General features: G+C 34.4%; 12 protein-coding genes. 3 read left to right on the top strand and 9 right to left on the bottom strand.

From position 1 onward, the window contains the following. The first annotated feature begins 276 nt into the window (after positions 1-276). A complete protein-coding gene (locus tag J4T77_RS03300) occupies positions 277-1,272 on the top strand; it encodes a WD_0033/WD_0034 family tandem repeat-containing protein (protein WP_233641133.1) in 996 nt (331 codons plus the stop codon). Positions 1,273-1,602: 330 nt separating this feature from the next. Here the strand turns inward: J4T77_RS03300 and J4T77_RS03295 are convergent, their stop codons facing one another. From J4T77_RS03295 to J4T77_RS03255, 9 genes are all read right to left on the bottom strand, one after another. Then, positions 1,603-1,815 (bottom strand): ankyrin repeat domain-containing protein, encoded by a 213-nt coding sequence (locus J4T77_RS03295; protein ID WP_233641132.1) that lies wholly within the window; start codon positions 1,813-1,815, stop codon positions 1,603-1,605. A 9-nt stretch (positions 1,816-1,824) separates the two neighbouring features. Next, complete coding sequence (locus J4T77_RS03290; protein WP_233641131.1) at positions 1,825-2,106, bottom strand: ankyrin repeat domain-containing protein; 282 nt, start codon at positions 2,104-2,106, stop codon at positions 1,825-1,827. Between the two features lie 99 nt (positions 2,107-2,205). Then, positions 2,206-3,273: a hypothetical protein gene (locus tag J4T77_RS03285; RefSeq protein ID WP_233641130.1), complete on the bottom strand. Its 1,068-nt coding sequence runs from the start codon at positions 3,271-3,273 to the stop codon at positions 2,206-2,208. 195 nt (positions 3,274-3,468) lie between these two features. After that, complete coding sequence (locus tag J4T77_RS03280) at positions 3,469-4,320, bottom strand: ankyrin repeat domain-containing protein (protein WP_233641129.1); 852 nt, start codon at positions 4,318-4,320, stop codon at positions 3,469-3,471. A gap of 188 nt (positions 4,321-4,508) precedes the next feature. Continuing rightward, entirely contained in the window at positions 4,509-4,655 is a 147-nt protein-coding gene (locus J4T77_RS03275) for a hypothetical protein (protein WP_010962492.1), read from the bottom strand. A gap of 8 nt (positions 4,656-4,663) precedes the next feature. Beyond that, positions 4,664-5,068, bottom strand: a complete 405-nt coding sequence (locus tag J4T77_RS03270; protein WP_233641128.1) for a hypothetical protein — start codon at positions 5,066-5,068, stop codon at positions 4,664-4,666. Then, positions 5,017-5,913 carry an ankyrin repeat domain-containing protein gene (locus J4T77_RS03265; protein WP_233641127.1) on the bottom strand — a complete coding sequence of 299 codons (897 nt, stop codon included), beginning with the start codon at positions 5,911-5,913 and terminating at the stop codon, positions 5,017-5,019. The genes J4T77_RS03270 and J4T77_RS03265 overlap by 52 nt, the downstream gene beginning before the upstream one ends. A 34-nt stretch (positions 5,914-5,947) precedes the next feature. After that, positions 5,948-6,337: an ankyrin repeat domain-containing protein gene (locus J4T77_RS03260; RefSeq protein ID WP_233641126.1), complete on the bottom strand. Its 390-nt coding sequence runs from the start codon at positions 6,335-6,337 to the stop codon at positions 5,948-5,950. After that, a complete protein-coding gene (locus J4T77_RS03255; protein WP_233641125.1) occupies positions 6,307-7,332 on the bottom strand; it encodes a leucine-rich repeat domain-containing protein in 1,026 nt (341 codons plus the stop codon). Before J4T77_RS03255 ends, J4T77_RS03260 begins: the two co-directional genes overlap by 31 nt. Positions 7,333-7,840: 508 nt before the next feature. Between J4T77_RS03255 and J4T77_RS03250 the strand changes: the two genes are divergently transcribed. Both J4T77_RS03250 and J4T77_RS03245 read left to right on the top strand, forming a co-directional pair. Next, the gene (locus J4T77_RS03250; protein ID WP_190321313.1) at positions 7,841-10,216 is read left to right on the top strand and encodes a hypothetical protein; all 2,376 of its coding nucleotides are present in this window, start codon (positions 7,841-7,843) and stop codon (positions 10,214-10,216) included. Between the two features lie 181 nt (positions 10,217-10,397). After that, positions 10,398-13,151, top strand: a complete 2,754-nt coding sequence (locus tag J4T77_RS03245) for a tetratricopeptide repeat protein (RefSeq protein ID WP_233641124.1) — start codon at positions 10,398-10,400, stop codon at positions 13,149-13,151. The last annotated feature ends 8 nt before the right edge of the window (positions 13,152-13,159 follow it).

Genomic DNA, 13,159 nt, shown 5'->3' with positions numbered 1-13,159 from the left:
AGAGAAAGGTAAGTTTGATACCTGAAGCAAGAAATAGAAAATCTAGGGAAAAAAGTCCTTTATGTTCTGGAGAAGGACGAAAATGAGAATAGCATTGCTGAAAATTTAATGATGATACATTACAGAAAATTTTAACAACAAAAATACCTTTTATAGTGAAGAAGGGAGGAAGGGAGTATTTACGCTACCGTGTTATGCTATATCTCTAAGAATAATCAAGCTTTTGAGACGTTTTACAAGAAGCAGCAAAACGAAAAATTTTAAAAGATCTTCTGAATGACGAATTTAACCGGAGAAATTCTGGGTGTTCAAAAAAACAACCTACACGGTACTAGCATACTGTATTTCAGAAATAGCAAAGCTGTTAGGGCAGTTTTAGAAGTTTCTAAAGAAAACGGTATTTTGAAAGAAATCCTCGACCAGAAAATGATAAAAGAAAAAGCAAATAGCCAGAAGATAAGCTATACACTAATTGATTATGCTAATAAACAAAATTGTAAAGAAATTGTAGCAACTCTCAAGGAATTTAAAGAAAGTCTTAATATAGAAGTTAAACCTGTAAGTGGTAATGCTGAAACTAGCTGTGAAGATATCAATAAAGACTGTGAAGATCTTGAAATACATGAACCTATGCTTGCAAGCAGTGAAGAAGCTAAAAATATTTTAACAAAAGATGATATAGATCAGACACAAAGTTCCAGTATTTCTACAACCACTTTTACTGAAGTTGTGAAAAGAGATCAAACGCAATCGTGCTCTCATAGCAAATCTAGAAGTGCTGAGAACGGAAAATCATTAACAGAAATAAAGCATAAAAGAAAATTAATCAAAACTGATACAGAATCAAGAGAGAAGTTGACAGATAATTTAACATGGGAAAGTAAAGCTACAGCTCAATTGCGTGGAGATATTAATAAAGATAGCGAGCTAATATTTGAAACCAGTGAGAAAGCTCAAAATGCTTTAACAGAAGAAGAGCCTGATATCCCATCTCCAACTGAACTATATTTTGATAGTAAAGGAAATTCTGTAGACGAAAAATCATCAAAAAAGGCAATTCAACCAATTGTAGCTGGTGTTGTTGGTGCAGTGTTATTGGCAAGCGGTGTTGCATTGTATATCATGAAAATGCCTGTAATAGCAGCGGTTGTGGGAATAGCTGGATTGGTGTGTCTGAGCTTTGCGTTGTATAATGTGCTAAAGCCCAGCACGAAGCTAGAAAAAGTGGAAAGTGTGGAGCAGCCTATTCAGTCTTCTTTGAATCTAGCATAAAAGGCTATGCTCAAAAAATCATAAACAACAAGATAACCTCTTTAGAAGATTTCTTAAACTATTAACTAAGAATTACCTCCGTTAGTCCTACTGCTATTTTTAACAATAACTTGACGTGTATAACCTATAGAAACATCCTCCCTTTTTTGCTTATATCAATTCATACAGTCCTTTTTCTTGGTATAGAGAGTTGAGATACCGATACATCTGTCACTTTTGTATTTATACTGCTTAACATATTTACAACTTCCGTACTTCCTCCTTCTCTAGCGAGATCTAAAGGCGTTTCACGTCGATTGTTTTTAGTATGAATGCTAGCTCCTTTGTCAATTAAAACCTTACAGTTTCCAAATTACCATTAAAGGCAGCATAGTGTAGGAGTGTCCAACCCTCTTTATCAATATCATTAACCTTTCCTCCTCTTTTATTTAGAAGAAGTTCCATAATGCCTTTATATCCATCATCTTTACCATAATGAATTAAATCTATAGGCTTTTGACCATAAGCGTTTTCAGCACGAACATTAGCCCCATCAGCAACCAAAAAGTTTTGCTATTTCCAACTCACCACCAAAGGCAGCATAGTGTGAGGTGTCCAACCGCTGTTATTGGTATCGTTAACGCTTATCCCTTCATTTAAGAAAAACTCTACGATATTTTTGTTCCCTTTCTTAACAGCAATGTGTATAGCTTTTTTACTACTAATTTCTCTAGCATGAATATCAGCCCCATTTCTAATAAGCTCTTTAACCTTATCAAGGTTATTTTGTTCTACAGCATAAAATAGCTTGCTATTTAAATCTTTCTCTGCTGCAGTAAGTTTAGATGTGTGCATAAACCCTCCTAAAAATATTATTATTAAAATAAAAAATAAAGTAAAACCTTTTTGAAGCAGTAAAAACCATACCAACGTTTTTGTCTACAAAGCTTAGTACTATCGAATTTGTGCTCCATTTTTTCTTGTATATCGTACTTGATCTGCCCATTTACCATTTTGTAATTTTTCTTCCTGGACAATTCTTGAAGATGGAGCAGGCTTTTCGAAGTACCCACGTTCAATAGCATCATAAACTGAGTGATAACCAAGTGAGCAATTTTTTCCTATTTCTTCTCCACAATCTTTTAATTTTTTCAACATCCCTTGATCTCTTGCTTCTACCCTAATCCTGTTTTCATTTTGCTTATCAGAATACAATCTAACTTCTAATTCTCCAAAAGAGGTACAGAAAATCAATGCTATATTACTATTGGCTGTAAGGTCTGTGTAATGCCTTTTACCATTTTGCGTTATAATTTCCACCTCACTTTCACCAATCTTTACTATATTTCTTTCATATCCTGCATTTTCATGAGTTAACCATAAACTTCTCGCTCCATCGGTGATCTTTGCAATATCTATTTTGCTCTCCTCCGAATATTCTAAGTAAAGAGTAGTATTACCTATTGCTATATCATTCAATTTACTAGTGGTTGCACTTTTCGCAACTTTAATAAACCTATGGGCATCATTAATGTAACCTTCAAAAGCTTTTATCATATTGGCTTTGTGATCTTTGCATTCTAATCCCAGTTCATCAATTACATCAATGCTCTCTGGGCTACCAAACACTGCTCCTTTTGATACCAATTGACATATTATACCACTAGCAACTTTAGGATACTTTTCTAATTCACTAATTCTTTTTATCACATAATCTGTGAAACTATAACCTTCAAAAGGTGAAGGAACGGTGAAACGATAATTAAGTCGCACTCCAGACTTGATAGCTATCTTCACGAATTTTTCCAATTGATTTATGTCTTGAATTTCAGATAAAATACCTAAGGATCTACTTAGCTTTTCCTTCTGAGCTGGTATTATATTACCCCACAAAACCCCAGATTTAGGTAAGCATTTTTTCCTTTCATACGTGAACTCTTTTGCTCCCGCTTCCAAAAGTAATTTCTTTATTTCATCAGCAGCTTGAAAGCCGGAAAAAGCATTTTTTACATGTTCCAGCACTTCTGACTTTCCTGCTATGTCCCGAGTATTTAAAACTACTTTTAGGTCTTTATTATTCTTATGTTCATGTAAAAACTCCTCTAGATCTTTGAGAAACTGAAATAGAGTGAGTGTAACAATATAGCCTAAATTGCCTTCTTTGTAGCGATGTTCATTAAGTATATTATTTAATTCTTTTTCGCAACTTTTTGATTGTCAGTAAAAACACCTTTCAACATGGTAATTATGATTATCAACTGCAGTTTGTTGTGGAGTTTTCCCTTGTCCATCACATATATTGGGGTCAGCATTTCCCCTTAAGAGAGAATATATATTTTTATCATAGCCCATAGCAGAAGCGCGATGCAAAGGTGTTTCTCCTTTATCATCCTGTATATTTGGACTGGCTCCTGCTTCTAAGAGTAAATTTATAGGTCGGTCTTCTTGACGGTAAGATGCACCTATATGAGCTCCCGCAATCGCATGCAATACTGTTGACCCAGATTCTCCTCTTTTGACATTTAGAACGGCTTTTAGATCTGGATTGCCTCTATTATTTTTTAAAAATTCTTCAAGCTCATCGATCTGACCATTATCATAATCAAAAAGAGCACCTTCATCATGCCATTCTAGATACTTTAAAACATTTAGTAACTCTATGTTTAACTTCTTTTGACTTTCTGTGAGATTATGATCTAAAGCGGACCAAACAGGTACCTGTTTACTCAGTGAATGTTTACTATCCATTAAAGACGGTGGACTATTATAACTTCGAAATGACGATATGGTTGATTGAGTATACCAAGAATCCCCCTGACTAAGCATTTCATCTATGTTACTCTGTGAATGTCCTTGCTTTCGTAAAATTTCTAACCGATCATTAGATGGTGGAATCTGCAACAGATATTCTATAATCAACTCATATTGATCATCAAACGATCCGCCTATTTCTGACTGCCCTTGTCGAGTATTTGATTTCTCTTCTAGCTTTTTTAATAGCTCTTTTTTTTCGCTTATTTCTGCTCCACTAAAAACCTGCTCAGGACTTGAAATATCTCTAGTTAACATACCCCCCCATTCTACAAAGATGTTATGTACAACACATAGCACAAATAAAAACTAATGCAAGAATAATTTTTCTAACTTTGATATTTTTTAGAGATCTGTGTTTTCTTTCCTTCTATACCCATTCTAACTTCATAAACTTCACTGACATTGTGAATCTGCTATTTGGTTCTTTTTAGCTATATAACAAGCTACCCTGCAAAATTTTTGTCAGAGTCCCAATTTCCTTGTGTCATTACTGCTCCTTCTAAAAAAACACTTTTATTATGAAAATTTTTCTTTCTTCTTCTCTTGGGTAAGGTCAATTTTTTCCTACCATGAACCCACAGTTTGCTCAATGATCCTATTAGAGAGAAAGAGCCTGATCAATTACTCTTGTTACCCTTGGTTCACTTAATTGACACCCATGCTTAAATGCAATTACTCCTAACTTAGGAACATCATCTCTCTTTTTAACATTTTTTAAATCTACAAAGTTTTTCAGAGTTATTCCTCCATTTCCTAGCTTTTCTTTAAAATCATCCCTGTGAACAACTTTAAAAAAGTTTTCTATACCAGCAAATGTCATTGTTTTTATATCACATTTATAATGTGCTGATAAAGCATCAATTAGCGGCTTATGATTGTGCAGAAAAATTTCTTTTTTCACTTCATTAGCTTTATTAATTAAAATATGAGCGTATTCTGGATATTGCTCTTTTAGGTTATCGTGATTATCAATCTGATTCTGTATGTCTGCATTCCTTTCCACACACTAATTAGTTCATTAATATCACTTTTTTTTTTCAAAAAGGAATGTAGTTCCTGACTTTCTTTTTCAATCTTTTTGACTTCTTTTTTACAGTTTTGAAGATGTTGTGGATAACTACTGTGTAGATCGTGCAAATCACCTATCAATCTATTCTTTTCTTCTAAGTTCTTTTGACTAACATACAGATCAGCAGCTTCTAGTTTTGTTACGTAATTTATTAGAGCTTTCACTGTATCTATATGGCCATTTCGATCAGCAAAACGCAGAGGTGTATCTCCATTACTATTCACTGCATTAACATCTGCCCCTTTTTCTATTAGAAGTTTTACTATCTCTTCATGGCCATAAGCTGTATGTAATGGAGTACCGTCACTATTTCTTGCGTTAACATTAGCACCTCCTTGTATTAGAGCTTTCACTATATCTATATGGCCATCTCGAGCAGCAAAACGCAGAGGTGCATCTCCATACTTATTCACTGCATTAACATCTGCCCCTTTTTCTATTAGAGCATTTACTACCTCTATACCACCTTTGCTAGCAGCCCAATGTAAAGGAGTCCTTCCCTGTCTATCTTTTGCATTAATCTCTGCTTTTTTGTCTATTAGAGTATTTACTACATCTGTCCTGCCAATTTGAATACTCAAATGTAAAGGAGTCCTTCCCTGATTATCTTTTGCATTAATCTCTGCTTTTTTGTCTATTAGAGTATTTACTACATCTGTCCTGCCAATTTGAACACTCAAATGTAAAGGAGTCCTTCCCTGTCTATCTTTTGCATTAATCTCTGCTTTTTTGTCTATTAGAGTATTTACTACATCTGTCCTGCCAATTTGAATACTCAAATGTAAAGGAGTCCTTCCCTGATTATCTTTTGCATTAATCTCTGCTTTTTCCTTTTATTAGAGCTTTTACTGCACTTGTACGATCAATTAGAGCAGCCCAATGTAAAGGAGTCCTTCCCTGATTATCTTTTGCATTAATCTCTGCTTTTCCTTTTATTAGACCATTTACTACATTTATATGACCAACTTTAACAGCCCAATGTAAAGGAGCCATTCCCTGATTATCTTTTGCATTAATCTCTGCTTTTCCTTTTATTAAAGCTCCTACTACTTTAATGTTTAATAGTTTGTCTAGGAAAGACTCTATAATATTTTTGCATGCTTTAATATATATAGGTTCCTCACTTCCGATTTCTCTAGCATGAATATCATCCCCGTACATTTGAGCATTTACTACCTTTGTATAACTTCCGGTAGCAGCCAAATGTAAAGGAGTCCATCCCTGTTCATCTTGTGCATCAACATTTTTCCTCCTTTTATTAGATCATTTATTTTACCTACATTGCCATTTTTAACAGCATAATGTAAAGAAGTCCATCCCTGTCTATTTCTTGGTACGTTAACTAAGTCCTTCATATTGTTACTAATATTGTTACCATCTGAGTTAAGTAAAGCAAGAGTTAAAGCCTTACCGCCAGCTAAGAACTCTACTAAGCCATTTGGACCTTGGCCACCAATATTACCATCTAAGTTAATTTTAGTATAACCTAAAAGCTTACTGTTAGCTAAGGCCTCTACACCTTTGTCACCAATATTGTTACCATCTAAGTTAATTTTAGTACAACCTAAAAGCTTACTGTTAGCTAAGGCCTCTGCACCTTCGTCACCAATATTGTTACCACTTAAGTTAAGTGAAGTAAGATTTGAAAGATTCCCATTAGCTAAGGCCTCTGCACCTCCGTCACCAATATTGTTAGACTGTAAGTTAAGTGAAGTAAGATTTGAAAGATTACCATCAGCTAAGGCCTCTGCACCTCCGTCACCAATATTGTTAGACTGTAAGTTAAGTGAAGTAAGATTTGAAAGATTACCGTCAGCTAAGGCCTCTGCACCTCCGTCACTAATTTTGTTAAACTGTAAGTCAAGTGAAGTAAGATTTAAAAGATTATCTTTAGCTAAGTTCTCTGCACCTCTGTCACCAATATTGTTACTATTTAAGTTAAGTAAAGTAAGATGTGAAAGACTCCCACCAGCTAAGACCTCTGCATCTGTGTCATCAATATTGCAATACCGTAAAGAAAGCTTTGTAATGTATGTCCTACTCCGTAAAAAGATTACCAATTCGCTTGTATTTATTGTGGTGTGAGATAATGCTAAAGCGTCACCTTCGACATATTGAGAAAAGTCCATTTTACCCTCCATATTAATACTATCATGTAACATATAAACATTACATAACAAACATGCTAATACTAGCATAAGACAGCTAAACTATAAGTCAACCACTTTTTTAAAAAATATTTTCAATAAAAATGTAAGCCAATTAGCATCACAAAAAATCTAATTATTGACTTTTTCTAAAAACATAAAATAGTACGTATATTTGTGAGAGCTTTTTACGTAAAAGGGGTGTTTCAAAAATAAAAGCGTAAAATTGTTACAACAAAGTTAGGCAAATCAGTTCGTACCTAAATGTGGCAAAAGTAGGCTAAAATAGCTGACTTTGCGATATAGTAAAATTATTATAAATAAAAGTTCGCACGGATCTAGCGGTAGACCAATGCATTCCAAGAAAACTAGTTCTCACGGTGGTTGTTTTTCATTAAGCAAAAATGATCGTATTATTAATTTAATAATAAAGAGTATTGAAATATATACCAATTAAAACAATTGTTTCTTTCATAAAAAATACTTGTTTTACTGATTTTTTTTACTATCATAATGAACGTAAGCTTAATGCGAGTGTTAAAATAAAAGGGGGGTTTATATGCCAAAAACACAGTCTTCAGGGAGCTGCTCAGAGGAAGTAAGAATTAGTTCGGAAGTTACTAAACAAGAATTATCAACTCCATTTATGAAGGGTTGTGTTATTACGCTTATGGATTGGCTCATTGTGAAAATAAACAAGCAGGGTCTTTCAGTCAAACTACTTGAAGAATTGAAGGAAGAAGTTAAATCTTTAGAAGAATCGCGAATTGAGTTCATCTATAAAAAGATCATGAAAGATATATCTGATAGCATAAAGCCAGAGCCATCAAGTCCAATGAAGACTGATGAACAAGGTGTTGAGCCTAGTAAAGTGAAGCCAGAGCCATCAAGTCCAATGAAGACTGATGAACAAGGTGTTGAGCCTAGTAAAGTGAAGCCAGAGCCATCAAGTCCAATGAAGACTGATGAACAAGGTGTTGAGCCTAGTAAAGTGAAGCCAGAGCCATCAAATCCAATGAAGATTAAGGAGAAGGCTGTTCAAGTAACGCAGGGGTTGCCAAGTGCTGTAAAGCAAGAACAGGATCCATCAGGAAGCACTAAATTGATGGAATTAATTAGACCCTCATATCTGCAAGTATTAGAGTGGTTCGAGCAGCATATTTATTTTTTCGATGTTTCAAATTTAGGTAGTGTTTTGTCTGGGAAAGATTTTTTGCGTTGGACGGAAGATGTAATGGTTGATAAAAAAGAAACAGCAAAATCTCTCATAGATGGTGACTTTTTAGGTGCTAAGCAAATGTACGAGCTAGCGTGTCTTTATTGTCTTAAAGATTGTGTAGAAAAGTCATGGGGGAGTTTAGGAGAAAAAGAAAAAGGAGAGTATGGTGAAAAGAGAGATGTACCACATCTGGCAAAATTCTGGGCTTCTACGATTGGTAGTGTGATGGGAGTAGTAGATTACATATCTGGGCTTGAGTTAGCAGTAGAATATGGAACTGAGTCAGCAATAAAATACTTTTTAGATAATTTACCCACTTGCGGATTAACAGAAGAACAAACAGAAAATTTGGGAGGAGTTTTAGTAAATTTAGCAGTAGTTGTTGCAGGTAAAAATTGTTTTAATACTGAGCCGACTATGAATTATACTAATATTTTTGATCGACTACTTCAAGAAGTAGAAAACAGGGAGTTTGATTCTTCCAGAATAAAAAAGGGATTTCCTTATTATTTTTTAAGCTACTTTTTAAATCATAAGCACAATTGTTTTTTGGAGGAAGTGCCTGATGATCTGTTACAGCGCGATTATCAGCGTCTGTTGTTGGACATTGCTGCAAAAGAGGATGAGCAACTTTTTATAGGATTTTTAGATCTCAAAGAAGATAAGGGTTTGCAGCGTATTAACGGATTAGAAAAAAATGTTTTACTGTTTTTATTTCAACTAAGTGAAGATAACATTAAAAGACTTTTCGATTCTTTTACCCTTGAAGAAAAGCAAGCTATAATTTTTTATATTAGGAATAATATTTACTCATTAGTAACTTCTTGGAATGGAAAGGATAGATTGGATTTAAAACTTATTATTGAAAAATGCCTTCCTGATGAGGAAAAAAGAAAGAGATTAATGGAAGAGTTATTCTCTTCTAAGGGGTGCGGTATTTGTGTTAGTCTTATTGTTCAAGGTAGCGAGGAATTGGCTGATGAATTTGTGAATTTGTGTTTTCCTCAAAATCAGGAAAAAATCAACAAATCACGAGAATTGATGTTACTTGATAATGTAGAAGAAATAACTGATATCATCTTGAATAGTTGCGCTCATGGTGAATTGGTTGCGAAATTTGGTGACATTTTTGAATGGGTTAGTTTGCCTGATGATAAGAAAGTTAAATTTAAGGAACGAATTATCGATCGCAGGGGATGCAACATTTGTGCTAGATTTATTCGTGAAGGAAATAGTACTTCAGCTGATGAATTTTTAAATTGGTGCTTGCCTGATGATAAGGATAAAAAAGGTAAAATCGACAAACTCAAACTGAAATTAGTATTTGGAGGGATGTGGGGAAGAAATTTTTGCGTTAGTGGTATGCGAGATGGAAAGCAGGAAGTAGTTGAAAGTTTTTTAGAGTGGCTTAATTTACCTGAGAAACAACGTGATAAATTCCTAAGTCAGTGTCGAAATATACTGAAAAAGGATGAAGAAGATAATGTTATCTACAATGAACTAGAAAGGGCTCTTAATCCTGTAGAAGGGGAAAATGAGGAACGGCAAAAAAAAAGACCAAGAGTTAGTGATGGATGTATAGAGAAGCCAGAAGTAAAATTGTCTAGATCGTCTGGTAATCCTGATGGTAGTATGCAAGCAGTGAGAGCGGAAGATGCCAGGTATGATGATAGTAAATCACTGTCAAATGAGGAAAGCTCTAGTATGCATAGGTGAGTTATCGGTGAACACAGTCTATATGTTGAGCTTGTCTGTCATGTCTGGAATTGTATACCATAAAAGTGATAGTGTTAATGATAAAAATTGTGGAGGTATATACTTACCGAAAAGTACTGTTATCTGTCAGTATACAAAGAATTTAATACAGTCTAAGTTTTTATATAAATAGGGAGGTTTTATGTTAGTAGGAAATCCTGTACCGGCTGCTGATTCACAGCAATCAGAACGTGAATTAATAGAATTATTGGTCACAACACCAGAAGAGTTTGAGAAAAAGTTTAATGAAATTTTAAAAACAATTCCTAAGGTTAACTCTACTAGTAAGTCGTTGTTTTTTCTTTATTCTCTTATTGGTGGAGTTGCTGCTTTGCCTTACACTAATTTGTGGGGTGAAGTTGTTAGTGCAGCACAATGGGATTTTGATTTTACAAATTTAACAGTGGATTTTTGTTTTTCAATCATAGGGAGCGATGCAGTAAGTATTAGGGCTAGTGTTAAAATGTTTGATGGTGAAGCTAAATTTGAATTTGAAAGGATGGGTCCAAATGAGTTAGAATGTTGGTATGAAGTTGGTCACATAGATCAGCAAATTTTACTGGGAGAAATCTTAAAGGAGCAGGAAGAGCCTGGTGGTAGAGAGGTTCAAGATGTTGAAAGAGTAGAGAAACTATTTAAGTGTCTTAAGGAGTTATATCGTAAAATTGATATGAATAATCCCGAATATAAAACAGAAGCGGCACAGCACGGCTTTGCTTGTGGTGTCCTAATGTTATGTTGTAAAAGATATATACTTGATTATTACATTGAGCCTACAGCTGGTCGAGGATATGCGGATTTAATACTGTTTCTACGTAAAAAAGATTCTGAGGCGATTTCAGTGATTGCTGAGTTCAAATCGAGAGATATAAGTCCCGATGGGGCCAGAAAGCAAGTAGAAGACAAGGGCTATTTTTATCATCCTGCCATTTTAAGATCTGAGAAGCAAAATGTCATAGTAGCATGTATAAGCTTTCTTCATGATACAGAGACAGTGTTAGTATACGAGAAGGAAGTTAGTAGACCGGGGAGTATCGTACAAATTCTTTATGAAGTCTACGAGGCTGAAAAAAAAGGCGAAGAGTTTACTACATCCTTAGAGAAATCAGCAGAAAGTCTGTATTATTCTATTTCTAACTGTGAAAGCAAAAATCACTATTCCTTCAGTCGGTTAATATTGGCAAATCACTTACTTAAAGATCACATAATTAAGGAAGATATTAGGACGTTAAGTATGTACGCTTCGGTTTGTCAAAGTAATGGGGGTGTCACACTTCTTCTTAAGATGAATAGGAGTAATAAAGCTATCATGTTAAATATCGTTGATGTTCCAAGAAAAGAAACCCGCAATTCAGGAGAAAATTATATATTTCCTAATTTAACTAGCCATGGTGTTAATTTTGTGTTAAAAGTTGATATAGTAGTAAACAGAGGAGATCCGAGTAATTGCCGAAAGATTAGAGCTGATATTAGCCTAAACGAGGGGGTAGATGGGAAGTGTTCTGAGCATGTAATTACACAAATACTTAACACCATTGATACAGGGAAGTTGGGTCAATTCATAGAGGGCAATACTCAATCCATAGAGGAAATATGCAATAAATTACAAGAAACTGTACAATCAATTGACTATGATAGTCGTCGTATAGAACAGCAAAACACTATTACAGTGATAACAAATGAAGCTACCTTTAAAGCGTTAATTCAAGGTCTATTTATTACAAATAAGAGTAACTATCTGGTTTCATCAGAAAGTAATATACTAGGTGATCGGATAGATTTGATTATATATGATTTAGAAAAAAAGGTTGTAGTGGCTGCGTTTGAGCTAAAACATCATGGTAGCCTGAAAGAAGCTGCGAAGCAGCTGGAAGGATATCTTAATAATTCAGAACATGAAGACATTACCAGAATATGTCTAAATTGGGATAAAAGATCTAAAATAGAGAGTATTGTTTCTTTATCAAAGTCATTTTTTTCTACGGGTGTTAAGATTGCAAAAGAGAACCAGGAACACGTTATGAAGGCAATAGAAATTTTACAAATTATTATTAATGGCGAAGGTGCAACAATTCACGATACGTTATCTTCACAATTAAAAGCTGTTGAAGGAAAAGATTTAGAATCTATTCTTAGTCTGATAAGTAAGTCTTTAAAAGATAGAAAGGAACTGCTACAAAGAGATTCTTCTTATCTAGGTGAGGATAGCTCTATGAATTTTTTTCTAAGTCAAGTTTATTTTAATCTTGGTGTTGAAGCTAAGGATCCGAATGAGAGAATTCTTCTTTATGGAGAAGCTATAAAGTTGTATGAAGAAGCTAAGGAATTGCGTCCCGAAGATCCTGATGTTTTACTGGCTTTAGGTAAAGCTAAGAATAATCTAGGTATTGCTACTAATGGTTCTAATGAGAGAATTCTTCTTTATGAAGAAGCTATAAAGTTGTATGAAGAAGCTAAGGGATTGCGTCCCGAAGATCCTGATATTTTACTGGCTTTAGGTAAAGCTAAGCGTAATCTAGGTATTGCTACTAATGGTTCTAATGAGAAAATTCTTCTTTATGGAGAAGCTATAAAGTTGTATGAAGAAGCTAAGGAATTGCATCTCGAAGATCCTGATATTTTACTGGCTTTAGGTAAAGCTAAGCATAATCTAGGTAATGCTACTAATGATTCTAATGAGAAAATTCTTCTTTATGGAGAAGCTATAAAGTTGTATGAAGAAGCTAAGGAATTGCGTCCCGAAGATCCTGATATTTTACTGGCTTTAGGTAAAGGTATTGCTACTAATGGTTCTAATGAGAAAATTCTTCCTTATGAAGAAGCTATCTTGTATGAAGAACTAATGGTTCTAATTTTGAGAAAACTAATGGTTCTAATGAGAGAATTCTTCTTATGAAGAAGCTA

The organism is Wolbachia endosymbiont of Drosophila innubila, from assembly GCF_021378375.1.
Taxonomy (GTDB): domain Bacteria; phylum Pseudomonadota; class Alphaproteobacteria; order Rickettsiales; family Anaplasmataceae; genus Wolbachia; species Wolbachia pipientis.
The sequence above is the reverse complement of the archived record's forward strand: the minus strand, read 5'-3'. Positions and strand labels throughout refer to the sequence as shown.